The organism is Stenotrophomonas maltophilia (assembly GCF_006970445.1).
Classification (GTDB): domain Bacteria; phylum Pseudomonadota; class Gammaproteobacteria; order Xanthomonadales; family Xanthomonadaceae; genus Stenotrophomonas; species Stenotrophomonas maltophilia_AU.
Genome location: NZ_CP033877.1, coordinates 4,461,113 through 4,485,749, shown reverse-complemented (window position 1 = coordinate 4,485,749; position 24,637 = coordinate 4,461,113). Strand labels below are relative to the sequence as shown.

Sequence of the window (24,637 nt, the reverse complement as noted above, 5' to 3'; positions counted from 1 at the left end):
GGCAACATGGCACCGTAACTTCGGGAGAAGGTGCACCCTTTTTGGTGGCTCGTGCGAGCTATAGCTGAAGAGGGTCGCAGTAACCAGGCCGCTGCGACTGTTTATCAAAAACACAGCACTCTGCAAACACGAAAGTGGACGTATAGGGTGTGACGCCTGCCCGGTGCTGGAAGGTTAATTGATGGGGTCAGCCGCAAGGCGAAGCTCTTGATCGAAGCCCCAGTAAACGGCGGCCGTAACTATAACGGTCCTAAGGTAGCGAAATTCCTTGTCGGGTAAGTTCCGACCTGCACGAATGGCGTAACGACAGCGGCGCTGTCTCCACCCGAGACTCAGTGAAATTGAAATCGCTGTGAAGATGCAGCGTTCCCGTGGCAAGACGGAAAGACCCCGTGAACCTTTACTATAGCTTTACACTGAACGTTGAGTTCGTCTGTGTAGGATAGGTGGGAGGCTATGAAACTGTGGCGCTAGCTGCAGTGGAGCCATCCTTGAAATACCACCCTGTCGTGCTTGACGTTCTAACCTGGGCCCATTATCTGGGTCGGGGACCGTGTATGGTGGGTAGTTTGACTGGGGCGGTCTCCTCCTAAAGAGTAACGGAGGAGCTCGAAGGTACGCTCAGCGCGGTCGGACATCGCGCACTGTGTGCAAAGGCATAAGCGTGCTTGACTGCAAGATCGACGGATCAAGCAGGTAGGAAACTAGGACTTAGTGATCCGGTGGTTCTGTATGGAAGGGCCATCGCTCAACGGATAAAAGGTACTCCGGGGATAACAGGCTGATACCGCCCAAGAGTTCATATCGACGGCGGTGTTTGGCACCTCGATGTCGGCTCATCACATCCTGGGGCTGTAGTCGGTCCCAAGGGTATGGCTGTTCGCCATTTAAAGTGGTACGCGAGCTGGGTTCAGAACGTCGTGAGACAGTTCGGTCCCTATCTGCCATGGGCGTTGGAGATTTGAGAGGGGCTGCTCCTAGTACGAGAGGACCGGAGTGGACGAACCTCTGGTGTTCCGGTTGTCACGCCAGTGGCATTGCCGGGTAGCTATGTTCGGAAGCGATAACCGCTGAAAGCATCTAAGCGGGAAGCGCGCCTCAAGATGAGATCTCCCGGGGCACAAGCCCCCTGAAGGAACCATGTAGACTACGTGGTTGATAGGTCAGGTGTGTAAGTGCAGCAATGCATTGAGCTAACTGATACTAATGATCCGTGCGGCTTGACCATATAACCTCAAGTTGCCTTGGCTTTACGACAGCGTCGTAAGAGCATCCAAGTGCACGCTACGTCACAAGAACTATGCGAGGCTGGCGCCTTGTCCCTCGGGACGAGTGCGACTCTCCAAAAGCCTCCCTGGTGAAATTAGCGCTGTGGAACCACCCGATCCCATCCCGAACTCGGAAGTGAAACGTAGCTGCGCCGATGGTAGTGTGGCTCAAGCCATGCGAGAGTAGGTCATCGCCAGGGTTTATACCCAAAACCCCGCTGCTCACGCAGCGGGGTTTTTCTTTGTGCGCAGAAAATGCAGGTAGTGCCGGCCGCTGGCCGGCACCCCCGTGGCTGCACGTCGGCCGGTAGATCCACGCCATACGTGGATATTCTCCGCGGGCAGCCACAGCGCCAACCAAGGTTGGCAGCTACCGAGGGCAGGCGGATCAAGAGTAGATCCACGCCATGCGTGGATGGGCTGTCCTTGCGAAGAGCGGTGCCAACCCCGGCAGCAGGTCCAGACAGTGCGCGTCGCTGTGATTGCCGGCCAGCGGCCGGCACTACCGGTAGATCCACGCAGTGTGTGGATGCGGCGCCAACCAGGGGTGGTCGCTACTCACGGCAGGCCCGGAAGCGGTCTTTTCCTGACCCATCACGCAAAAACAGGCAAAAAAACGGCGCCCTGCGGGCGCCGTCATGATCAGGATCGAATTGCAGGTCCGCATCAGGCGGCCCGCGATACCTCGTGCGGTTCCTGCTGACGGAATACCGACACTGCCTCGGTAAGCGTCCCCGCCTGCGACTGCAGTTCACGTGCTGCGGCAGTCGCTTCCTCCACCAACGCGGCATTCTGCTGCGTGGCCTGGTCCATCTGCACCACGGTCTGGTTGATCTGCTCGATGCCGATCGACTGCTCCTGCGAAGCCGCGGAGATCTCGTGCATCAGGTGGGTGACACTCGCCACGCCGCCGACAATACCCTGCATGCGCTGGCCGGCGTCGGCCACAAGCTGGGCGCCTTCACCGACCTGACGACCGGCTTCATCGATCAGTTTCTTGATTTCCTGCGCGGCGGCGGCCGAACGTTGCGCCAGTACGCGCACCTCGCTGGCCACCACCGCGAAGCCCCGGCCCTGCTCGCCTGCACGCGCGGCTTCCACTGCTGCGTTGAGCGCGAGGATGTTGGTCTGGAAGGCGATGCCATCGATGACGCCGGTGATGTCGCCGATCCGCTTCGACGCCCCTTCGATCGCCTGCATGGTGTCGACGACCCGCTGCATGACGATATTGCCGTCGCTGGCGGCGGTCTGCGTGGTGACCGCCAGCTGGCTGGCCTCGCGTGCATGGGCGGCGTTCTGGCGCACGGTGGCGGTCAGCTCTTCCATCGAAGCAGCGGTTTCCTGCAGGTGCGCCGCCTGGCGCTCGCTGCGCTCGGACAGCGCGCTATTGCCCGCAGCGATCTCGCTGGCCGCGGTACTGATCGAGGACGCGCATTGCTGGATGTGGCCGACCATGCGGGCCAGCTGGCCGGCGGTAGCGTTGGCATCACGCTGGATCGCGGCGAAGGCACCGTGATACTCGCCGCGCATGCGCCGGTCGAGATCGCCGTTGGCCAGCGCCGAAAGCATCTGCCGTACTTCATCGACGGTACTGCCCAGTGTATCCAGCAGCTGGTTTATGCCACCGGTCAGGCCATCGAGGAAGCTGGCACCTTCGGTCGCCTGCAGGCGCTGTTCGAGATCGCCGGCGGCGGCGGCCGCGACGATTCCGGCAACCGCGTTCTCCAGCGCCAGCTCGTGGGTACGGTCATGCCATTCCACGGCGAAGCCCATGCGCAGGCCCTGTGCGTCGAAGACTGGAGTAACCACCTGCGCGAAGTGCACCGGGCCGATCTGGACCTTGCCGTTGTGGGTGACCTGCAGGCCATTGAGGATGGCGCGGATGCGGTCCGGGTTGGCGTGGAAGCGATGGATGCTGCTGCCCACCAGGCGCTCGGCATCGAAATCGGGGAAGGCCTGGCGCAGCGTCGCCTGCTGGTTGCGCAGCAGGGCTACCACCGAGCGGTTCACGTAGCGGATCACGTGATCGTTGTCGGCGATCATCATTGCCGTGCGCGAGGCATCCAGCGCCTGGCGGATCTGCGCGTTCTCGGCATGCGCCTCTGCCTCGCGCCCACGCTGGGCCTGTACATGGCGTGCGGTATCGGCCAGCGCATGGGCCAACGAACCTGGTGCGTAGGCGCTGGTGTCGGCATGTGCGCCAAGATCAGCACCGATGGCGATGTCGCGCGCCAGTGCGGCCAACCGGCGGGGGCCGTGGCCGAGTGCTTCGGTCTGCTGGCGCAGCCGCAGTGCGACCTGGCCAAGGAACAGGGTCAGGCCCGCGAGCATCCCGGCCTGCAGCAGCGGTGGCCACGCGGCAGCGCCCGCCTGCAGCGATGCAAGCAGCGCGAGCGTGCCAACGCTACCAGCCAGCCACACCGGCATGCGATCGCGGTGACCGAGCAGCACGCCGAGCAGCAGGGCGATCGGCAATGCAGGTGACAGGCCGCTGATCGCACACAACAGGGTCAGCTGCAGCGACAACAGGATCGCCAGGCCATTGCGGGCGATGCCGCGGCCCGCCAGCGGACCTGCCAGCCACAAGGCCGGGAGCACCGCGGCGGCGACCAATGCCGCGGGCACGACCTGCGGGCCACGCAGGGCCAGCACCAGGCCCGCGATGGCCAGTGCCGTGGTGCCGATCAGCAGTCGGCGGTCGGCGCCGCGGGCGATCTGCAGCAGGTGCGGCAGACGGACGGTATCAGGGGGACGGGCGGATGCAATGGACATCGGAGACTCCTGGATCAGCAGACGACAACGACCACGCCGCAGCACACGCCGGAAGGCGTGACCAGGGCATGTGCCGGGAATTCGAGGGATACGGCGCGATCAGCGACGCGGAGACGGGACACCGTGGCCACATCCTGTGGGTGACGGTGCGGCAGAGCGGGCATGCGGACTTCCTTGCAGAACCAGACACACGCCGCAGGCCCGACCGGACCCGCGTGCAGCGGGCGCAGGGGCCCGCAACTGGTGTATCGGCCGCAATCGCGCAGAGTGAAGCGCGCGGACGCCTGCGCTCAGCCGGCGTTGTCGTTGCTGAAGAAGTGCAGGATCACTTCGGCGATGCGTGCCGGGTCTTCCATGTGCAGGTGGTGGTTGCCGGGAAACACTGCCAGCCGTCCATCACGCAGGTGCCGCAGGCGATCACTGCGCATTGGCTCGGGATAGTAGGACTGCGCCGGCGTGGCATAGATCACCTGCGTCGGGCAGGCGATGGCCTGCAGCAGGTTGTCGATCTGGCCTTCGCTGAGGCGGATCGCGGTGGGCAGCATCAGGCGCGGATCGCTGCACCAGCGATAGCCGCCTTCGACCGGTTCCACGCCGCGCTCGACCAGCAGCCGTGCGCAGTGCTCGCTGAGCTGGTTGGTCATCATCCGCGCGCGGATCGGCGCGGCGAGATCGGGAAACACCCGCAGCTGCTTGCGCGCCAGGCCCCGCGTGGCGTTCACATGTTCGCGCAGGCGATGCGCGGTTTCTTCCTCCGGCCCGCGCAGGCCGCCGAGTGCTTCGATCGCTACCAGCCGTTCGATCCGGTCGCTGACCGAGGCGGTGAGGCTGGCGATGCCGGCACCCATCGAATGGCCGAGCAGGCTGAAGCGATCCCAGCCCAATGCATCGGCGACGTCGAGTACGTGACAGATCGCGGCCGCCGTGGTGTAGCTGGCACCGGCCGGCAGATGCGCGCTGTGGCCGTGGCCGGGGAGATCGATCGCCACCAGCTGCAGCGACGACAGGTGCGGGGCCAGTGGCACGAAGCTGGCGGCGTTGTCGAGCCAGCCATGCAGGGCCAGCACGCGCGGGCCGTCGCCGTGGTTGCGCAGGCCGGCGACGCGGGTGCCGCCGACCTCGAGTTCAAAGGGTTGCAGACTCATGCCAGCGAGGCCACGGCCAGTCGCGCCAAGGCGCGTGCGTGCTCCGGTTCGGCGTTGAGGCAGGGGATGTAGCGCATCTTCGCACCCCGCTCGGCCAGCGTTTCGGTGAAGCCCATGGCGACCTCTTCCAGCGTCTCCAGGCAATCGGTGGCGAAGCCGGGGCAGACCACGTCGATCTGCTTCACGCCGGACTCGGCCAGCGCCCACAGGCTGGGCTCGGCATACGGCTGCAGCCAGCGCTCGCGGCCGAAGCGCGACTGGTAACCCATCTGCCAGTCGTCCTTGCCCAGGCCCAGCGCCTTGGCGATGGCCTGCGCGCTGGCTTCGCAGCGCTGCGGATACGGATCGCCGGCATCGGCCAGGCGCTGCGGGATGCCGTGGAAGGAGAACATCAGTGTCTGGCCGCGGCCGTGCTGTTCCCAATAGCGCCGGATCGAGCCGGCAACGGCGTCGACCCAGCCCGGGTCGATCGAGTAGTCACGCACCAGGCTGACGGTCACGCCCGGGTTGCGGCGCTGCCAGGCGTCGACACGGTCTTCGACCGAGGCGGTGGTGGTGGTCGAGTACTGCGGGTACAGCGGCAGCACGACGATGCGACGTGCACCTTCGGCGGCGAGGCGGTCAAGCTCGCGGGTCAGCGCGGGTTCGCCATAGCGCATTGCATGGCGAACCTTCAGGGTTGGCAGCAGGGTCTGCATCGCCTCCGCCAGCTGCCGGGTGTGGACCATCAGCGGTGAGCCGTCCGGCAGCCAGACCTGGGCGTACTTGGCCGCCGAACGGCCGCTGCGCAACGGCAGGATCAGCCCGCGCAGCAGCGGCTGCCATAACAGCGCCGGAATCGAGACCACGCGGGGATCGGACAGGAATTCGGCCAGGTAACGGCGTACGGCGGGGGCCGTCGGCGTCTCGGGCGTGCCTAGGTTGACCGCCAGCACGGCGGTATCGGGTGCGTCGAGCATGGTGTGTATTGTCGCCGATCCGGTGCCGCGCCGGGATGCAGGGTTCGGATTGCAGGCATAGTGCGCATCAATGTGAGCAGGGAACGCTCATTGGCGATTCATGACAACACCACTAATTTCAGTCACTTGCTATATCTTCCTATGGACTGACTTCTGGAGCCTGCCATGCGTCGCCCGATCCAAGCCCTGCTGATCGCCGCCAGCCTGCTGTCCAGCCAGGCCATGGCCGGACCGCAGGAAGACCAGCGCGCCCGTAATGCCGTGCGCGTGCTGGCCGAAATCCAGGAAATTCCTGACCAGGGGATTCCGGATAAATTGCTCGACGAAGGCCGCGCGGTCATCGTCATTCCCGACACGATCAAGGCCGGTCTGGTCATTGGTGGTCGTCGCGGCCACGGCCTGATGTCGGTGCGCATGCCCAATGGCGCCTGGTCCAGCCCGGTGTTCGTCAAGCTGACCGGTGGCAGCATCGGCTTCCAGGCCGGCGTCCAGTCTTCGGATGTGGTGCTGGTGTTCCGCAACGACCGTAGCCTGGACAATCTGGTCAACGGCAAGTTCACGCTCGGCGCCGATGCCGGCGTTGCCGCCGGCCCGGTCGGCCGCAATGCTGCCGCCGCCACCGACGGCCAGCTGAAGGCCGAGATCTGGTCCTGGTCACGTGCCCGCGGCCTGTTCGCCGGCGTCGCCCTGGATGGTGCGGTGCTGCAGATCGACGATGCCGCCAACCTGGACGCCTACGGCAGCAACACCACGCCGCGCATGATCTTCGAAGGTCGCGCCGCCGGTTCGCCGTCGATGGACGTGGTCGCCTTCCGTGATCGTCTGGAAGAGGCCACCTACGCCGCCCGCAACAACCGCAACGGCAACGGTGGCAGTGCACCACGCCCGGCGGCGGCCCCGGCAGTTGCTCCGGCGCCTGTTCAGGCAGCGCCGGCGGCCCCGGCCGAAGCCACCACCGCACCGCTGCAGAACGTGCCGCAGAACCCGCCGCCGCAGCAGCAGGGCTTCCAGCCGGTCAACGACGGCGAAATCCGCACGGAAACGCTGGGCGGGAACTGACTTTCGTCACGCGCGCCGGCTAACAGCCGGTGCGCTATGCTCGACAGCCTGATCACTAACGTAACGAGCGTCTTTATGGGCAGTTTCAGCATCTGGCATTGGTTGGTCGTGCTGGCCATCGTCCTGTTGGTGTTCGGCACCAAGCGCCTGACCAGTGGCGCCAAGGACCTCGGCTCGGCGGTCAAGGAATTCAAGAAGGGCATGCGCGACGAGGACAAGCCGAACGCGCAGCTGGGCGACGAGTCGCGCAGCCAGGACGCCTCGCGCACCGCGCAGGACGAGCACGACCGCACCCCTCGCTGATCCGGAGCGGTCGCGGTGTTTGATATCGGCTTCAGCGAACTGCTGGTGATCGCCGTGGTCGCCTTGGTGGTGCTCGGTCCCGAGCGCCTGCCCAAGGCGGCCCGCTTTGCCGGCCTGTGGGTGCGTCGTGCCCGCAATCAATGGGATTCGGTGAAACAGGAACTGGAGCGCGAACTGCAGGCCGAGGAGATCAAGCGGCAGATGCAGGACGTGCGCCAGGGCATGCAGGACACCGAGAACCAGCTGCGCGCCAGCGGCGAAGCGATCCGTCGCGAAGCGCAGGAGGCGCAGCAGCAGGGCGATACGCTGGCGCAGGAGGTACGCGCACCGGCGCCTGCGGATCTGCCGCCGCATATGAGCGACCTGCCCCATGCCGATGCACCGGTACGGGAGAGCGTTGCTCCCGAGCCGACGCCGGCGACACCCCCTGAAGCCGGTGCGCCGCCGCCGCAGAGCACGGAGCGCCAGCCATGAGTGAACAGGATTTTGGCGAAAGCTCGCTGGTCGAGCATCTGGTCGAACTGCGCGGCCGTCTGGTGCGCGCACTGCTGGGCCTGGGCGTGGTGCTGCTGGCGCTGCTGCCGTTTACCCAGAAGCTGTACAACGCGCTGGCCGAACCGCTGGTCTCGCAGCTGCCGAACGGGCAGACGATGATCGCGACCAATCCGGCCGGTGCCTTCTTCGCGCCGTTGAAGCTGACCTTCTTCGTTGCCCTGTTCGTGGCGGTGCCGTGGCTGCTGTACCAGCTGTGGGCCTTCGTCGCGCCCGGTCTGTATGCGCGTGAGAAGCGCCTGGCGGTGCCGCTGCTGGTGTCGTCGGTACTGCTGTTCTACACCGGCTGCGCCTTCGCCTACTTCCTGGTGCTGCCGGCGGTGTTCCATTTCCTGACCACGTTCAGCCCCGACGTGATCGCGATCACTCCGGATGCGAATGCCTACCTGGATTTCGTGCTGGCGATCTTCTTCGCTTTCGGTGGCAGTTTCGAACTGCCAGTGGCCATGGTGATCCTGGTGCTGCTGGGCTGGGTGACGCCGCAGCAGTTCAAGGAAGGCCGCGGCTACGCGATCGTCGGCATCTTCGTGCTGGCGGCGGTGCTGACCCCGCCGGACGTGGTCTCGCAGCTGATGCTGGCGATTCCGATGTGCCTGCTCTACGAGCTGGGCATCCACGCCGCACGCTGGCTGGTGCCGTCGTCGGTAGTGAAGAAACCCGCCGCCTGAAAAACAAAAGGGGACGGAGGGGATTAAGTCGTTTGTGCCACTGTGCCGCTAACGACTTAATCCCCTCCGTCCCCTTTTTCGTCAGGCGTGGAAGATGTCGCTTGAGGTCGGGGTGGTCGGGATCGGCGGGGCGGCGCGGCTGCCGCGGTGTACGAACATCTGTTTCCACGCGGCGTAGACCGCGCCGACATACAGCGGCATCAGCACCGTGGTCAGCACCAGCTGCGCGATGAAGGCCGCGGCCAGCGGGCCACCGATCAGCATCGCGATCTGGATCACGATCACGAACAGGATGTAGATGCAGAACGCGGCGATCAGGCCGAGCACGGCGAACACGATCATCGCGCCGATGTTCTCGATGCAGCCCTGCAGGCTCAGGCGCAGCGCGTGCATGCCGCTCTGCTTGTCGAACACCACCAGCGCCGGCTGGGTGAACATCGCCAGCGACAGCGCAACCGCGCTCAGGAACACCAGCAGCATCCACAGCGCGATGCGCTTGGCCGGCAGGTTGGCGACCAGCGCGGCGGCATCATCCGGCTTGATCTGCTGGCCACTGCGGCTGATCTCTTCCATCTTGGTCATGACCTCGCTGAAGGCGGTGAAGCCCTCGCGGCCGATCATCATGAACAGCAGCGCGCCCAGCAGCAGTACCGCCAGCACCTGGATCGCCAGCGGCACCAGCAGGTGGCTGACGCGGTGGTCGCGGATCGGCTGCAGCAGGTGCGAGGCCAGGCCCGGGCGGCCTTCGTCGATCTCGCCCACGGCGTACAGCATGCCGCCGAACATGATCGGCGAGATGGCCAGGGTCATCAGCTGTACGGCCATGCCGGCGGCACCGGGAATCAGCGTCGACAACAGGGTGACCACCCAGCTCACCAGCAGCCAGGTCAGACCGATCCGGGCCAGCTGCAGCGGCGCACGCCGATACAGCGAGAACGTATCCAGCAACCACTGGGCGCCCGCCGAGGCCGGCAGCTTGCGAATCTCTTTCATGGACATCCGGGAAGGACAGGAGGGGGCCGGGCGGTTGCCCGTGGCGCCGATTATCCCTGTTTTGCCGCCGGCTGGGCTGAAGACAGCCGCGCCTGGCGGACGAAGCGGCGCAACAGCTGGCGGGCCAGCGGTGCGGCGCTGACCGCGCGCTCGATGCTGCGGGCACAGCCGCCGTGGCGGCCGATGCAGTCGGCGCGGGCGCGCACGTAGCCGCGCATGTGGTGGGTGGCGAACTCGGGATGGAACTGCACGCCCCAGGCCTGGCGTCCCCAGCGGAAGGCGTGGCAGCCATCCAGCGGAGAGCGGGCCAGCACTTCAGCACCGTCGGGTGCGCGCAGCACGGTCTGCAGGTGGGTGGCGTGGGCAGCGAAGTGCTGCGGCAGGCCCTGGAAAAGCGGGTCCTGCGCCGCCTGCGGCTGCAGCTCCAGTTCGATCGTGCCGGACTCGCGCCCGGCCGGGTTGTAGGCCACTTCCCCGCCCAGCGCGTGCGCCAGCAGCTGGTGGCCGTAGCAGATGCCGAACACCGGCAGGTCGGCATGGGCGGTCTGGCGCAGCCATGCGGCGCTGCGCTCGCTCCATTCGGCATGGTCGGTGACGAAGGCGGCCGAGCCGGTCACCAGCACGCCGGCGAAGGCATGCGGGTCGGGCAGGGCATCCCCGTGTTCGACATCGACCACCACCGTCTCGTGCTCTTCCAGCCCGGCGGCGACGCGGATCCAGTGCGGAAAGCGCCCGTAGCGGCGCAGTGACGGCACCGGTCGGCCGGTTTCAAGGATCAGGAACGGGGCTGGGTTCATCCGGGGGCGGCAGGACTGACAGGACTTCCTCGATTGTAGTCAGCCCCTGCGCCACCTTTTCAAGCCCGGCCTGGCGCAGGGTTCGCAGCCCTTCAGTCCGCGCGGCGCGGGTGAAGCCGGCCAGATCCATGTCGGCGCGGATCTGCCCGCGCAGGCGCGAGCCCAATGGCAGCAACTCATACAGGCCGATGCGGCCGAGGAATCCGGTGCGCCGGCACTCCAGGCAGCCGACCGGCCGACAGGGCGTGGCGGCATCTGGATATGCGGCATGGCTATCAGCCAGCACCGCCCAGTCGGCAGCACCGAGGCTGTGCGGCTGCTTGCAGTGCGGGCACAGCGTGCGGACCAGGCGCTGGGCGAGGATGCCGTTGAGGGTGCTGGCCAGCAGGTAGTGCGGCACGCCCAGATCGAGCAGGCGGGTGACCGCCGACGGCGCGTCGTTGGTGTGCAGGGTGGACAGCACCAGGTGACCGGTCAGCGACGCCTGCACCGCCATCTGCGCGGTTTCCAGATCGCGGATCTCGCCGATCATGATGATGTCCGGGTCTTGCCGCAGCAGGGTGCGCACGCCGCTGGCGAAGTCCAGGTCGATGTTGGCCTGCACCTGCATCTGGTTGAATTCGGGCGCGATCATCTCGATCGGGTCCTCCACCGTGCAGACGTTCACGTCCGGCGTGGCCAGCCGCTTCAGCGTGGAATACAGGGTGGTGGTCTTGCCCGAGCCGGTCGGGCCGGTGACCAGCACGATGCCGTGCGGGCGCTCGACCAGCGCATTCCAGCCGGCGGCCTCCTGCGGGCTGAAACCGAGCTGGTCGATGCTCTTGAAGGCGGCATCGGGGTCGAAGATGCGCATCACGCACTTCTCGCCGAAGGCGGTGGGCATGGTCGACAGGCGCATCTCGACTTCGCGGCCGCCCGGCGAGCGGGTCTTGATGCGGCCGTCCTGCGGGCGCCGGCGTTCGGCCAGGTCCATGCGGCCGAGCACCTTGATGCGGCTGACCACGGCGGTCATCACCGCCGGTGGCACCTCGAACACCTTGTGCAGCACGCCGTCGATGCGGAAGCGCATGCGTCCCATCTCGCGGCGAGGTTCCAGGTGGATGTCCGAGGCGCGCTGCTCGTAGGCGTACTGCAGCAGCCAATCGACGATGTGCACGATGTGCTGGTCGTCGGCATTGACGTCGCCGGTGCGGCCCAGCTCGACCAGCTGCTCGAAGCTGGGCAGGGTGGTGCTGGCTTCGCCGCGGACGTCGCCGCGCGCGCCACGCACCGAGCGGGTCACCCCGTAGAACTCCATGGTGTAGCGGTGCAGGTCCAGCGGGTTGACCACCGCCAGTTCGATGCTGCGGCGGGTCAGGTGCTGCAGGTCGCGGCGCCATTCCTGCACCAGCGGCTCGCTGGTGGCCACCAACACCCGTTCGGCATCCACCGCCAGCGGCAGGAAGCGGTGGCGGCGGGCGTAGGCGTGGGAGACCAGCGCGGTGACGGCCGCGACGTCGACCCGGGTCGGATCAATGCGCAGGTAGCGGCTGCCGGTACGCCGGGCCAGCCATTCGGTCAGGCGCTCCAGGGTCAGTTCGCCACCGTCGCGGGCGGCCAGCTTGAGGTTGGACAGCAGCACCAGCGGGTGCACTTCACTGGCATTGCGCGCGCCCTGTGCGGAAAACCGCATGCGCTCGCCCTCGTGCTCGGCGACCAGGCCGTCGGCCAGCAGCGCCGCACCCACCTGTTCGAAATGCAGGCGGCCCCACGGCAGCGGGACGCCGCCTGGCTCGCCGGGCGTGCCCACCGGCAGCCGATGTTCCATCTGCCTGCTCCTCCCGGGTACGGAATGCCCCGCAGGTCGGCCGTTATACTAGCGCACCCCCTTGCCGGCCAAGACTCGTACGCATGTCCGCGACCCCGACCGTTCCGATCACCTTCCAGGGCCTGATCCAGACCCTGAACCAGTTCTGGGCCCAGCAGGGCTGCGTGCTCATCCAGCCGCTCGACCTGGAGGTGGGCGCCGGTACCTTCCACCCGGCCACCTTCCTGCGTGCGATCGGTCCGGAAAGCTGGAACGCGGCCTACGTGCAGCCGTCGCGCCGCCCGACCGATGGCCGCTACGGCGAGAACCCGAACCGCCTGCAGCGCTACTACCAGTACCAGGTGGCGATGAAGCCGGCGCCGGACAACATCCAGCAGCTGTACCTGGATTCGCTGAAGGCACTGGGCATCGATCCGCTGGTGCATGACCTGCGCTTCGTCGAGGACAACTGGGAATCGCCGACGCTGGGCGCCTGGGGCCTGGGCTGGGAAGTCTGGCTCAACGGCATGGAAGTGACCCAGTTCACCTACTTCCAGCAGGCTGGTGGCCTGGAGTGCCGCCCGGTGCTGGGCGAGATCACCTATGGTCTCGAGCGCCTGTGCATGTACCTGCAGAACTGCGACAACGTCTACGACCTGGTCTGGACCTACGGCCCGGACGGCCAGCCGGTGACCTACGGCGACGTCTACCACCAGAACGAGGTGGAGCAGAGCACCTACAACTTCGAATACGCCGACGTCGAAGAGATGTTCCACCGCTTCGACGCCTGCGAGCGTGAAGCGCAGAAGCTGGTGGAAGTGAACCTGCCGCTGCCGGCCTACGAGCAGGTGATGAAGGCCAGCCATACCTTCAACCTGCTCGATGCGCGCCGCGCGATCAGCGTGACCGAGCGCCAGCGCTACATCCTGCGCGTGCGCGCGCTGGCCCAGGCGGTGGCCAGGGCGTACTACGAGCAGCGCGAGAAGCTGGGCTTCCCGGGTGCGAAGAAGGCCTGACCGCCTTCCTGCACCTACCTGCTTTTCATCAACTACCCGGGGCGCCGGACGCGTTGCGCGCTGCGCCCCCACCACAGGATTGAACCGATGAGCCACCTGTCCCCCCTGCTGATCGAACTGGGCACCGAGGAACTGCCGGTCAAGGCGCTGCCGGGCCTGGCCCAGGCGTTCTTCGACGGTGTCGTCGAAGGCCTGCGCAAGCGCGGTGTCGCGCTGGAACTGGGCGATGCGCGCCCGCTGTCGACGCCGCGCCGGCTGGCCGTGCTGCTGCCGGGCGTCGGCCTGGAACAGCCGGAACAGCACAGCGAAGTGCTGGGCCCGTACCTGAACATCGCGCTGGACGCCGAAGGCCAGCCAACGAAGGCCCTGCAGGGCTTCGCCGCCAAGGCCGGGATCGACTGGACCGCGCTGGAGAAGACCACCGACAACAAGGGTGAGCGCTTCGTGCACCGCGCGGTGACCCCGGGCGCGAGCACCGCCAGCCTGCTGCCGGAGATCCTGCGCGAGGCGATCGCGGCGATGCCGATTCCCAAGCCGATGCGCTGGGGCGACCACGCCTGGGGCTTTGCGCGCCCGGCGCACTGGCTGGTGCTGCTGCACGGTGCCAACGTGGTCGAGGCCGAGCTGTTCGGCCTGCAGGCCGGCCGTGTCAGCCGCGGCCATCGTTTCCACCACGACCAGGCCGTGTCGCTGGCACAGCCGCAGGACTACGTTGAAGCCCTGCGTGCCGCGTTCGTGCTGGTCGACCCGAGCGAGCGCCGCGCGCGCATCGTCGCCGAGGTCGAGGCCGCTGCGGCCAAGGCCGGTGGCAGCGCCCGCATCACCGAGGACAACCTGGAGCAGGTGGTGAACCTGGTCGAATGGCCGTCGGCGGTGCTGTGCAGTTTCGAACGCGCGTTCCTGGCGGTACCGCAGGAAGCGCTGATCGAGACGATGGAGATCAACCAGAAGTTCTTCCCGGTGCTGGATGACAGCGGCACGCTGACCGAGAAGTTCATCGGCATCGCCAACATCGAATCGAAGGACGTGGCCGAAGTGGCCAAGGGCTACGAGCGGGTGATCCGCCCGCGCTTCGCCGATGCCAAGTTCTTCTTCGACGAAGACCTGAAGCAGGGCCTGGTATCGATGGGCGACGGCCTGAAAACGGTGACCTACCAGGCCAAGCTGGGCAGCGTGGCCGACAAGGTGGCGCGCGTGGCCGCACTGGCCGAAGTGATCGCCCCCCAGGTCGGCGCCGATCCGGCGCAGGCCAAGCGAGCTGCTGAGCTGGCCAAGAACGACCTGCAGTCGCGCATGGTCAATGAGTTCCCGGAACTGCAGGGCATCGCGGGCCGCCACTACGCCGTGGCCGGTGGTGAGCCGGAAGAGGTGGCGCTGGCCATCGACGAGGCCTACCAGCCGCGTTTCGGCGGCGACGACATCGCGCTGTCGCCGCTGGGCAAGGTGCTGGCGATCGCCGAGCGCGTGGACACGCTGGCCGGTGGTTTCGCCGCTGGCCTGAAGCCGACCGGCAACAAGGACCCGTTCGCGCTGCGCCGCAATGCGCTGGGCCTGGCCCGCACGATCATCGAAAGCGGCTTCGAGCTGGACCTGCGCGCGCTGCTGGCCAGCGCCAACGCCGGCCTGGTCGCGCGCAATGTGCAGGCCGACGTGGGTGAGCTGTACGACTTCATCCTCGACCGCCTGAAGGGCTACTACAGCGACAAGGGCGTGCCGGCCACGCACTTCAACGCCGTGGCCGAGCTGAAACCGGCTTCGCTGTATGACTTCGATCGTCGCCTTGACGCAATTGGCACGTTTGCCGCGTTGCCGGAAGCCGAAGCACTGGCTGCGGCCAACAAGCGCATCCGCAACATCCTGCGCAAGGCCGAGGGCGACATTCCGGCCCAGATCGACCCGGCGCTGCTGCAGGAAGATGCCGAACGCGCGCTGGCCGAAGCGGTCACCGCGGCCATCGATGACACGGGCGCCAGCCTGCACCAGAAGGACTACGTGGCTGTGCTGGCACGCCTGGCGCGCCTGCGTCCGCAGGTCGATGCGTTCTTCGACGGGGTGATGGTCAATGCGGACGATCCGGCGCTGCGTGGCAATCGCCTTGCGCTGCTGACGATGCTGGGCGAGCGCCTGGGCAAGGTGGCGGCGATCGAGCATCTGTCGAGCTGACGCCCGTATCGGTAGTGCCGGCCGCTGGCCGGCATTGCCACTGCGCATCGGATCGATCTGTGGGTTGCCGGCCAGCGGCCGGCACTACCGAATCGCCGGCGGATGTCCATCGGGGTCATTGCCGGCATCGGGCACGATGCCGGCATCCTCGCCTGCGATCACGATGATCGCCACAAAGGCGCGTATTTTGACCGCAACTTAACAACCGATCCCCAATGACGTGATGCATTTCGCATCGTCACCTTCGGTCGGTATGCTGTGCCGCATGCAGCCAAAGAAATACGCCCTGCCGCTGATGGTCCTGTCGCTGGCCGCCACCACCGTGGCCCACGCGCGCGGCACCATCGACAAGGTGGACATCAAGGGATTGGACAAGGGCGACGACGCCGCAATCATCGAGAACATCCAGGAATCGCTGTCGCTGTACGACACGATCGGCAAGGAACAGGGCGAATCGCGCCTGGAATACCTGCTGTCACAGGCTGAGCGGCAGACCCGCCAGGCACTGGAACCGTTCGGGTACTACAACCCGGTGATCAAGGTCGAGGCGCCGCGCGAGGACGAACACGTGCGCGTGCTGATCCATGTCGACAAGGGCAGCCCCGTGACCGTGCGCCGCGAGCACATCGACATCACCGGCCCGGCGATGTACGACCAGTACCTGCAGGATGACCTGGCCGCCTTCAAGCCGCGCAAGGGCCAGCGCTTCGAGCACACCCAGTACGAAGCCAGCAAGATCACCATCACCCGGCGCCTGGCCGAGCGCGGCTACTTCGATGCCGACTACACCCAGCGCCAGGTGCAGATCACTCGTGCCGACAATGCCGCCGACATCGACCTGACCTGGGACAGCGGCCGCCGCTACAACATGGGCCCGGTGCGCTTCGAGCAGGACTACTTCGTCGACAAGCTGTTCGATCCGCTGGTGTACTGGGACCAGGGCAGCTACTACCACGAGGGCAAGCTGGACCGCTTGCGGCAGTCACTGACCAAGCTGGACTACTTCAGCGTGATCGATATCCAGCCGCGTCCGGACGAGGCCGACGAGAACGGCGATGTGCCGGTGGACGTGAAGCTGACCCGGGCCAAGCGCACCATCTACACCGCCGGCCTGAGCTACGGCAGCGAGAGCGGCCCGGGTGTGCGCGGTGGCATCGAGCGGCGGTTCCTGAACAACCGCGGCCACAAGATGAACACGCAGCTGGACTATGCGCAGAAGCGCAAGAGCCTGGTCACCAGCTACCGCATTCCGGCCTTCAACTGGCTCGACGGCTGGTACACCTTCGCTGCCAGTGCGTATGACGAGCAGACCGACTACATCGACCTGCGCAACTTCAAGCTGATCGCCAGCCGCAGCGGCGAGATCAACGAACACTGGACTGCGATCGCCTCGGTCAACGCGCTGCGCGAGCGCTGGCGCTATGCCTCCGGCACCGAATTCACCGACGCGGTCTACAACACCTCGACGCTGGTGTACCCGCAGATGGTTGCCGACTACGTCAACGTCGACGACGAGATGTTCCCGCGCAAGGGCATCAGCGGCACCGCGACGATGCGTGCCGGCGTCGAAGGCGCCGGCTCGGACACCAGCTTCGTGCAGGCCAATGCGGTATTGCGCTGGTACATCCCGGTGGGCGAAAGCAATCGCCTGATCCTGCGCGGCGAGGGTGGCACCACCTGGACCAGCGACCTGGTGGCGATGCCGCCCAGCCTGCGCTACTTCGCCGGCGGCGACCGCAGCATCCGTGGCTATGCCTACCGCGAGGTCGGTCCGCGCACGCCGGCACCGGACAAGTACGCGCTGGGCGCCAAGAACCTGGTGATCGGCTCGGCCGAGTACGAGCACTATTTCAATGGCGGCCCCTGGGGCGCGGCGGTGTTCGTCGATACCGGCAGTGCCTTCGACAACACCATCGACCTGCATACCGGCGTCGGCTTCGGCGTGCGCTGGAAATCGCCGGTGGGCCCGGTGCGCATCGACGTGGCGCACGGCCTGAACAACCCGGATTCGCAGTTCCAGCTGTACCTGAACATCGGAGCGGACCTGTGAGCGCGCCCACACCGACCCCGAACACGCCGCCGCCGCGCGTGCGCTTCTACCGCCGCCGTCGCTTCTGGGCGTGGTCCGGCGCCGGCGTGATCGGCCTGGTACTGCTGGCCCTGCTGGCGGTGTACTGGCTGCTGCAGACTGTGGCCGGCCGCGATGTGCTGCTGGCACAGGTGGTGGCGCGGCTGCCGGTGGGCGCCAGCTTCACCTGGGACAAGGTGGAAGGCCCGGTGGCCGGCCCGCTGACCCTGTACAACGTCGACTTCCGCTATGACGACATCCATTTCCACGCCGAGCGTGCGCACCTGGAGCCGGACCTGCGCCCGCTGCTGGGCCGCAAGCTGCTGCTGGACAAGCTGGAGCTGACCAACGCGACGTTGAACCTGGCCAAGAGCGATGAGCCGTTCAAGCTGCCGTCGTGGCCCGATTCGCTGCCGCAGATCGAGATGCCGCTGGCGATCCAGGCCGATGCCATCGCCATCGATGGTTTCCGCATCAGCCAGGCCAACGAGCCGGTGATCGACATCAGCCGTGTGCGCGGCGGCATCGAGATCGCCAATGGCGAGTTCCAGGCGCGCGCGCTGGTCGTGGACAGCGACATGGGCAATTTCACCGCCCAGGGCCGCTACATTCCGGCCAAGGACTACGACACCGACGTGACGGTGACGGCGGTGCTGCCGGCACCGCGTGGGCGCACCGCCGCTACGGTGGGCCTGGTCGCCCGCGGTGACCTTTCGCACATGGAAGTGGCAGTGGCCGGGCGTGCGCCGAAGCCGCTGCACGCGATGCTGGTGTTCGATGGCCGCACCGACCCGAGCTGGAGCGCCAGCGTGCGCAGCGACGAGCTGGATCTGGCGCTGCTGTCGCCGGCACTGGCCAGCTCGGCGATCGCCCCGCTGGCGCTGGATTTCACGGCCGCTGGCAAGGGTGGCAACGCCAACCTGCGTGGCAAGGTGAAGCAGGGCGATCAGGAACTGGAACTGGCACCGTCTGTGGTGTCGTTGCAGGACCAGGTGCTGAAGGTTTCACCGCTGCTGCTGAAAGGCCTCGGTGGCGAAGCCCGCCTGGAGGGCACCGCCGATTTCAGCCAGGAAGACCAGCAGAAGCTCAACTTCTCGGTGGTCGCGCGTGACCTGACCTATGTACCGGCGCCCGATCCGAACACCGCCGGCAGCGCACCGGTGCCGGTCACCCTGAAGGAAGCACGCTTCGGCCTGGCCGGTACCCTGAAGGCCTGGGCGGCGATCGGCCGCGCCGAGGTCGAGCGCGACGCGCAGAAGGCGCAGCTGCACTTCGATGTGCGCGGCAACGACCAGGCGGCGTCGATCCACCAGCTGCAGGCGCAGACGCCGGGTGGCCAGCTGCAGGTGGAAGGCCAGGTGGCCTGGGCGCCACAGCTGGACTGGGATGCCAAGGCAACGCTGAAGGACTTCGACCCCGGCTATTTCGTGCCGGGCTGGAACGGCCGCCTGTCCGGCAACCTGGCGTCCAAGGGCCGCCAGCTGCCGCCGCCGGCCAATGCCGCACCGGGCACCGCCGGTACGCTGGAAGCCACGGTGGACCTGCCCTCGCTGAAGGGCGTGCTGCGCCAGCGCAATCTGGATGCGCAAGGCAAGTTCGCGCTGCAGGGCGCACAGGGCCAGGGTGACCTGAAGCTGTCGCTGGGCAGCAGCCGGGTGACCGCGTCGGGCAAGGTGGGTGATCGCCTCGACATCGATGCGCGCTTCGAGCCACTGCAGTTGAGCGACCTGCTGCCGGGCGCCGACGGTGGCCTGCGCGGCCAGGTGCAGGTGAAGGGCCCGCGCGATGCGCCGGACATCACCGCCGACCTGGTCGGCAACAACCTCAACTGGGATGGCTACGGCGCCGAGAGCGTGAGCATCAAGGGCCACCTGCCCTGGCGCGGCGACAGCGGCACGCTGGCGGTACAGGGCCAGCAGGTCAACGCCGGCATGCTGCTGGAACGCTTGAATGTGGATGCGCAGGGCAGTGTCTCCAACCTGCGCCTGGCTGCGCAGACCCGCAACGAGATGGGCGCGGTCGAGCTGCAGGGCAGCGTGCGCCAGCAGGGCACGAAGTGGAGCGGCGAGCTGGCCGCGTTGCGCATCGCACCGGTGAAGGGCGATGCCTGGTCGCTGCGTGCACCGGCGGCGTTCGCGATCAACGGCAGCACCTACACCCTGTCCGAAGCCTGCCTGGCCGCCGCCAGCAGCGGCGCGCTGTGTGCACAGGCCAACTGGCCGCGCGAGGGCCTGGTGGTGCGCAGTGATGCGTTGCCGCTGGCGCTGGTGCAGCCCTGGTTGCCGCCGCAGTCCGGCCGCCGCATCTACCTGCGCGGCGATGTCAGCCTGGACGCGCAGATCCGCCCGCGCGGCAACGCCTGGGAAGGCCATGTGGAAGTGCGCTCGAAGGAAGGCGGCGTGCGCCTGGGTGAGAACCGCAATGCCGTGGGGGACACCACCCGTGGCGAGCTGGTGCGCTACGACCAGTTCTCGCTCAAGCTCGACATGACCCCGGCCAGCATCAAGGGCTACCTGGGCATGGGCTTCCAGGGCAACGGCTTCGTCGATGCCAGGATGCAGACCGGCTGGGAAGCCAGTGCGCCGCTGAACGGTGAGCTCTACCTCAACATGTCGCGGCTGTACTGGCTGGAGCTGTTCTCGCCGGACATCGTGCGCCCGACCGGCCTGATCGAAGGCCACGTCAGCCTGCGCGGCACGCGTGGCCAGCCGTCGCTGGGCGGTGACGCGCAGCTGAGCAACTTCAAGGGTGAATTCCCGGCGCTGGGCCTGACCTTCGACCAAGGCAAGGGCAGCTTCGTGGCCCAGCCCGATGGTTCGGCCAAGATCACCGCGCAGGCCAACTCCGGCCAGGGCACGCTGTACGTGGATGGTGGCCTGTCGTGGTTCGGCGATGCACAGCCGCTGCAGCTGAAGATCCACGGCGAGAACGTGCTGCTGTCCAACACCAGCGAACTGCGCATCGTCGCCAACCCCAACCTCGACTTCACCCTGGCCAAGGCGGCGATGGAGCTGCGTGGCACCGTGCACGTGCCCGAGGCCGACATCGACCTGGAGCGCCTGGACCGTGGCACCTCGGTGTCCGAAGACGTGGTGGTGCTCGACCCGGCCGATCCGGAAGAGTCGCGCACCTCGCCGCTGGACATGGACCTGACGGTCAGCCTCGGTGACAAGGTGAAGATGACCGGCTTCGGCCTGAAGGGCGCGCTGACTGGCAAGATGCAGGTCTGGGCCAAGCCCGGCCGCGAGATGACCGCCAATGGCGGGCTGGAAGTGAGTGGCCGCTACAAGGCGTATGGGCAGGACCTGACCATCACCCGCGGCAACCTCACCTGGAACTACAACGCGGTGTCCGACCCGCGCATCAACATCCGTGCCGAGCGCCGGATCGGTGATGTCACCGCCGGCATCGACGTGACCGGGCGTGCGCAGCAGCCGCGTGCGGACGTGTGGTCCGATCCGGCGATGTCGCAGTCCGAAGCGCTGGCCTACCTGGTGTTGGGACGCAGCCTGACCGGTGCCAGCAGCGACCAGACCCAGCAGGTCAACGCGGCCTCGGCAGCGCTCTCGGCCGGCAGCGGGCTGCTGGCCTCGCAGTTGGGCGCCAAGCTGGGCCTGGACGATGCCGGCGTGAGCCAGTCGCGCGCGCTGGGTGGCTCGGTGATCGGCGTCGGCAAGTACATCTCGCCCAAGCTGTACGTCGGCTACGGCGTGTCGCTGGTCGGTGCCGGTTCGGTGATCACGCTGAAGTACCTGCTGCGTCGCGGCTTCGACGTGGAAGTGGAGTCGAGCACGGTGGAAAACCGTGGGTCGATCAACTGGCGGCGGGAGAAGTAACCCGCCGCCTTTTCTCCGGAAGCGCTGGACCCTGCCGCGCCCGATTCATGCGAAAGATCCGTGTTGGTTAGTTTTCTTTGGCCAACTGCAAGGATGCACGGCGCTCAAGTTCGTCCAATGATCGCCCGTCAGCAGATTTCCAGTCGTCCCAGCCGTTGGATGGTCGTCCAAGCAGGCAACCAGAGGCGGCGCTCGGAGATCGGAACTGATGATCCTGAGTGAATCGGATGTTTCGGCCGTCTTCGATAATCACTTTCTCGGCGAGCAACTGCTCTCGAACTGCTCTCGAAGCAGCGCTGAAGGACGCGACGACCTCCCGACGCCCCACAGACCCTTTGAGGACAACCATCCCTTCGCTGCCGTAAAGCCCCTTCGCTTCCGTATCAGGGCCCTTGCAGAGAAGTTCGGTTGCTTGGCTTCTATCTGCGAGTGGTTTGAACGGTGTGTAGCCCAATGTTGCTAGCAAGACTGAAGCTGTCTCGTGTATCTCTTGGCAATCGGCTTCCAGCGGAGGCGGTGTATGGGGCCGGGATCCTCCATTGACGTTCTCTAGCCGGAAACGTGCGGCTTTCCGTGCCTCCTGAATGGAGTGCCATTCCAGATAGCCGACATGGGTACTGGTAAATGCATTGGTTAGGGAAAGTACGGCAACAGCCCGATTCCAGGAATCACGAGAACCTTGATGCGTGTACAGGCGATCTTTGAGCGCCCCAGTCTGGCCGATGTACATTGAAGGCGAACTTTCGTCATCCTCACTTCCAAACAGGAAGTAAAGTCCCACTTGCGTTGACTCTGGCATTTCCAGGAATCGGGGCAGCAGCTTTCTAGGAATCTCCACGGCTCGCACTGTTCGCGTGGTGATCTCGGCAATCCGGATGCCAGTTGGATCGCCATGTGGGAGAAAGATCTGGATTGTTTGGGGGCGGGGATTCAAAGAGCACGCTCTGTGTGATTCCGGATTCAGTAGCGTATCCGGCGGCGCGCCATGCGAAAAGGCAGCGTCCCCAACCATCGGCCGTTGCCCCATCCGGCCCCAGCGGCTATGGTCCCGGGCTGTTCTGTCGTACCGGATTGCCTCATGTCACCACGCAAAGCCCTTCCCACCGCCCTGGCCCTGGGCCTGACCCTCGCCGCCGGTGCCCACGCCGATGAAGGCATGTGGATGCCGACGCAGTTGCCGGAGCTGGCCAAGCCGCTCCAGGCCGCAGGTTTCAAGGGCAATCCGGCCGACCTGGCCAATGTCACCGCGCCGCCGCTGAGCGCCGTGGTGCGTGCTGGTGGCGGCACCGGTTCATTCGTGTCCGCCGACGGCCTGCTGCTGACCAACCATCACGTGGCGATGGGCGTGATCCAGTACAACAGCTCGCTCGAGCACGACCTGATCAATGGTGGCTTCATCGCCAAGGACCGTGCCGACGAACGCCCGGCCAACCCGGACTTCCGCGTGCTGGTCACCGTCGGCTTCGACAAGGTGACCGACCAGGTGCTGGCGCAGGCCCGTGGCAAGACCGGCCGTGCCTACTTCGATGCCGTGGATGCGGCCAGCAAGCAGATCGTGGCCGAGTGCGAGAAGGATGGCAGCGTGCGCTGCTCGGTGGCCAACATGTACTACGGCACCGACTTCTACCGCATCGCCCAGCTGGAACTGAGCGACGTGCGCCTGGTGTACGCGCCGCCGCGTGCGATCGGCAACTACGGCGATGAGATCGACAACTTCATGTGGCCGCGCCACACCGGCGACTTCACCCTGCTGCGCGCCTACGTGGGCAAGGACGGCAAGCCGGCCGCCTACAGCAAGGACAATGTGCCCTACCAGGCACCGGCGCACCTGCAGATGTCGGTGGAAGGCCCGAAGGAAGGCGACTACGCGATGCTGGCGGGCTACCCGGGCATCACCTACCGCCACCGCACGGCCGCCGAATTCGCCGGCCAGATCGATACCGTGCTGCCGCGCCGCGTGTCGGTGTTCCAGCAGATGATCGACACCATCGAGGCCGCCAGTGCCAAGGACGCGCAGGCGCGCACCCGCTACGCCTCGCAGCTGCAGTCGCTGAAGAACAACCGCAAACGCGCCGCCGGCGAGCTGGAAGGCCTGTTGCGCAGCGACGCCAAGGCCCAGCGTGCCGCCGACGAGACGGCGATGCTGGCGGCCACCGACCGCAAATACCAGGGCGACATCAAGGCGCTGCTGACCAACCTGTCGCAGGGCGCGGCGGTGGGCGAGCGCGACCTGCTGCTGGAGCAGATGGCCGCGCAGAGCCAGCTGCTGCGCTCGGCGCTGCTGCTGGAACGCCTGCGCATCGAATCGGCCAAGCCGGACGCGCAACGCGAAAGCGGCTACCAGCAGCGCGACCAGGCGATGATCGAAGGCGTGCTCAAGCAGGTCCAGCGCCGCTACGCGCCGGAGGTCGAGAAGGCCCTGCTGACCACCCTGCTGACCCGCTACCAGCAGCTGCCGGACGCGCACCGCGTGGCCGAGTTCGACACGGCCTTCGGCCGTACCCCGCAGCAGCTGGCAGCGGCGCTGGATACCCTGTACGCCGGCACCCAGCTGGGTGACGAGGCACAGCGCCTGTCCCGTTTCGCTGCGGCCCGCGAAGGCAAGGCACTGGCCGCCGATCCGCTGATCGCCGTGGCCGGCCCGCTGGTGGCCGCGCAGCTGCGCATCGAGAACGAGAGCAAGACCCGCGAAGGCGAGCAGCTGCGCCTGCGCCCGGCCTACATGCAGGCGCTGTTCGCCTGGCGTGCCAAGCAGGGCCGCGCGGTGTACCCGGATGCCAACCGCACGCTGCGCATCAGCTACGGCAAGGTCGAAGCGCTGCATCCGCGCGACGGCGTGACCTACTCGCCGGTGACCACCGTGGCCGGCATCGTCGAGAAGAACACCAACGCCTATCCGTTCGATGCACCCAAGCCGCTGCTGGCAGCCATCGCCAAGGGTGACTTCGGCAGCACCGCCGATCCGGCGCTGAAGACCCAGACGGTCAACTTCCTGACCAACCTGGATACCACCGGCGGCAACTCCGGCTCGCCGGTGCTCAACGCCAAGGGCGAACTGATCGGCCTGAACTTCGACAGCAACTGGGAGTCGGTCAGCGCCAGCTGGTGGTTCGACCCGCGCTACAAGCGCGCCGTGCACGTGGACATGCGTTACCTGCGCTGGCTGCTGGCCAAGGTCTACCCGGCACCGGAACTGCTGAAGGAAATGGGCGTGCCGGCCCAGTAAGAAGCCGGCCACGACCAACGGTCGTG

General features: G+C 66.5%; 16 protein-coding genes and 2 rRNA genes (1 of these 18 only partly in view). 11 read left to right on the top strand and 7 right to left on the bottom strand.

What is annotated here, in order from left to right; genetic code table 11:
* A 23S ribosomal RNA gene (locus EGM71_RS20535) occupies positions 1-1,228 on the top strand; it begins 1,650 nt to the left of the window's first position.
* 125 nt (positions 1,229-1,353) lie between these two features.
* Positions 1,354-1,468: ribosomal RNA gene (gene rrf, locus EGM71_RS20530) — 5S ribosomal RNA — on the top strand.
* Positions 1,469-1,934: 466 nt separating this feature from the next.
* On the opposite strand, the gene EGM71_RS20525 is transcribed toward rrf, so the two are convergent.
* From EGM71_RS20525 to hemH, 3 genes are all read right to left on the bottom strand, one after another.
* Positions 1,935-4,040, bottom strand: a complete 2,106-nt coding sequence (locus tag EGM71_RS20525) for a methyl-accepting chemotaxis protein (RefSeq protein WP_188486800.1) — start codon at positions 4,038-4,040, stop codon at positions 1,935-1,937.
* Positions 4,041-4,330: 290 nt separating this feature from the next.
* Positions 4,331-5,185 carry an alpha/beta fold hydrolase gene (locus EGM71_RS20520; protein ID WP_188486798.1) on the bottom strand — a complete coding sequence of 285 codons (855 nt, stop codon included), beginning with the start codon at positions 5,183-5,185 and terminating at the stop codon, positions 4,331-4,333.
* Entirely contained in the window at positions 5,182-6,144 is a 963-nt protein-coding gene (hemH, locus tag EGM71_RS20515; RefSeq protein WP_188486797.1) for a ferrochelatase, read from the bottom strand. Before hemH ends, EGM71_RS20520 begins: the two co-directional genes overlap by 4 nt.
* A 165-nt stretch (positions 6,145-6,309) precedes the next feature.
* Here hemH and EGM71_RS20510 point away from each other — a divergent pair, with 165 nt between their 5' ends.
* From EGM71_RS20510 to tatC, 4 genes are all read left to right on the top strand, one after another.
* A complete protein-coding gene (locus EGM71_RS20510; protein WP_188486795.1) occupies positions 6,310-7,203 on the top strand; it encodes a lipid-binding SYLF domain-containing protein in 894 nt (297 codons plus the stop codon).
* Positions 7,204-7,278: 75 nt separating this feature from the next.
* Complete coding sequence (tatA, locus tag EGM71_RS20505; protein ID WP_012512521.1) at positions 7,279-7,506, top strand: Sec-independent protein translocase subunit TatA; 228 nt, start codon at positions 7,279-7,281, stop codon at positions 7,504-7,506.
* 15 nt (positions 7,507-7,521) lie between these two features.
* Complete coding sequence (tatB, locus tag EGM71_RS20500) at positions 7,522-7,980, top strand: Sec-independent protein translocase protein TatB (protein WP_188486793.1); 459 nt, start codon at positions 7,522-7,524, stop codon at positions 7,978-7,980.
* A complete protein-coding gene (gene tatC, locus EGM71_RS20495) occupies positions 7,977-8,726 on the top strand; it encodes a twin-arginine translocase subunit TatC (RefSeq protein ID WP_005411675.1) in 750 nt (249 codons plus the stop codon). The genes tatB and tatC overlap by 4 nt, the downstream gene beginning before the upstream one ends.
* Before the next feature lie 81 nt (positions 8,727-8,807).
* On the opposite strand, the gene EGM71_RS20490 is transcribed toward tatC, so the two are convergent.
* Genes EGM71_RS20490 through EGM71_RS20480 form a run of 3 tightly spaced genes read right to left on the bottom strand, consistent with a single transcriptional unit; the run spans position 8,808 to position 12,323 of the window.
* Positions 8,808-9,719, bottom strand: coding sequence for a BPSS1780 family membrane protein (locus EGM71_RS20490; RefSeq protein WP_101766331.1), 912 nt, complete (start codon positions 9,717-9,719; stop codon positions 8,808-8,810).
* 50 nt (positions 9,720-9,769) lie between these two features.
* Positions 9,770-10,516, bottom strand: coding sequence for a glutamine amidotransferase (locus tag EGM71_RS20485; protein ID WP_014038989.1), 747 nt, complete (start codon positions 10,514-10,516; stop codon positions 9,770-9,772).
* Positions 10,488-12,323: a GspE/PulE family protein gene (locus EGM71_RS20480; protein ID WP_188486791.1), complete on the bottom strand. Its 1,836-nt coding sequence runs from the start codon at positions 12,321-12,323 to the stop codon at positions 10,488-10,490. Before EGM71_RS20480 ends, EGM71_RS20485 begins: the two co-directional genes overlap by 29 nt.
* A gap of 83 nt (positions 12,324-12,406) precedes the next feature.
* Between EGM71_RS20480 and glyQ the strand changes: the two genes are divergently transcribed.
* From glyQ to EGM71_RS20460, 4 genes are all read left to right on the top strand, one after another.
* On the top strand, positions 12,407-13,318 hold the full coding sequence (gene glyQ, locus EGM71_RS20475; protein WP_132811058.1) for a glycine--tRNA ligase subunit alpha: 912 nt from the start codon (positions 12,407-12,409) through the stop codon (positions 13,316-13,318).
* 87 nt (positions 13,319-13,405) lie between these two features.
* Complete coding sequence (glyS, locus tag EGM71_RS20470) at positions 13,406-15,481, top strand: glycine--tRNA ligase subunit beta (protein WP_188486789.1); 2,076 nt, start codon at positions 13,406-13,408, stop codon at positions 15,479-15,481.
* A 253-nt stretch (positions 15,482-15,734) separates the two neighbouring features.
* Complete coding sequence (locus EGM71_RS20465; protein WP_188489929.1) at positions 15,735-17,531, top strand: autotransporter assembly complex protein TamA; 1,797 nt, start codon at positions 15,735-15,737, stop codon at positions 17,529-17,531.
* The gene (locus tag EGM71_RS20460) at positions 17,528-21,385 is read left to right on the top strand and encodes a translocation/assembly module TamB domain-containing protein (RefSeq protein WP_188486787.1); all 3,858 of its coding nucleotides are present in this window, start codon (positions 17,528-17,530) and stop codon (positions 21,383-21,385) included. Before EGM71_RS20465 ends, EGM71_RS20460 begins: the two co-directional genes overlap by 4 nt.
* Positions 21,386-21,452: 67 nt before the next feature.
* Here the strand turns inward: EGM71_RS20460 and EGM71_RS20455 are convergent, their stop codons facing one another.
* On the bottom strand, positions 21,453-22,319 hold the full coding sequence (locus EGM71_RS20455; RefSeq protein WP_188486785.1) for a GIY-YIG nuclease family protein: 867 nt from the start codon (positions 22,317-22,319) through the stop codon (positions 21,453-21,455).
* Positions 22,320-22,463: 144 nt separating this feature from the next.
* On the opposite strand from EGM71_RS20455, the gene EGM71_RS20450 reads away from it, so the two are divergent.
* Positions 22,464-24,611, top strand: a complete 2,148-nt coding sequence (locus tag EGM71_RS20450) for a S46 family peptidase (protein WP_188486783.1) — start codon at positions 22,464-22,466, stop codon at positions 24,609-24,611.
* Positions 24,612-24,637 lie beyond the last annotated feature (26 nt).

Excerpts from the sequence above, each read along its gene's own strand:
- EGM71_RS20525 (WP_188486800.1), bottom strand. The coding sequence starts at position 4,040 with ATGTCCATTGCATCCGCCCGTCCCCCTGATACCGTCCGTCTGCCGCAC.
- EGM71_RS20520 (WP_188486798.1), bottom strand. The coding sequence starts at position 5,185 with ATGAGTCTGCAACCCTTTGAACTCGAGGTCGGCGGCACCCGCGTCGCC.
- hemH (WP_188486797.1), bottom strand. The coding sequence starts at position 6,144 with ATGCTCGACGCACCCGATACCGCCGTGCTGGCGGTCAACCTAGGCACG.
- EGM71_RS20510 (WP_188486795.1), top strand. The coding sequence starts at position 6,310 with ATGCGTCGCCCGATCCAAGCCCTGCTGATCGCCGCCAGCCTGCTGTCC.
- tatA (WP_012512521.1), top strand. The coding sequence starts at position 7,279 with ATGGGCAGTTTCAGCATCTGGCATTGGTTGGTCGTGCTGGCCATCGTC.
- tatC (WP_005411675.1), top strand. The coding sequence starts at position 7,977 with ATGAGTGAACAGGATTTTGGCGAAAGCTCGCTGGTCGAGCATCTGGTC.
- EGM71_RS20490 (WP_101766331.1), bottom strand. The coding sequence starts at position 9,719 with ATGAAAGAGATTCGCAAGCTGCCGGCCTCGGCGGGCGCCCAGTGGTTG.
- EGM71_RS20485 (WP_014038989.1), bottom strand. The coding sequence starts at position 10,516 with ATGAACCCAGCCCCGTTCCTGATCCTTGAAACCGGCCGACCGGTGCCG.
- EGM71_RS20480 (WP_188486791.1), bottom strand. The coding sequence starts at position 12,323 with ATGGAACATCGGCTGCCGGTGGGCACGCCCGGCGAGCCAGGCGGCGTC.
- glyQ (WP_132811058.1), top strand. The coding sequence starts at position 12,407 with ATGTCCGCGACCCCGACCGTTCCGATCACCTTCCAGGGCCTGATCCAG.
- glyS (WP_188486789.1), top strand. The coding sequence starts at position 13,406 with ATGAGCCACCTGTCCCCCCTGCTGATCGAACTGGGCACCGAGGAACTG.
- EGM71_RS20465 (WP_188489929.1), top strand. The coding sequence starts at position 15,735 with ATGCTGTGCCGCATGCAGCCAAAGAAATACGCCCTGCCGCTGATGGTC.
- EGM71_RS20450 (WP_188486783.1), top strand. The coding sequence starts at position 22,464 with ATGTCACCACGCAAAGCCCTTCCCACCGCCCTGGCCCTGGGCCTGACC.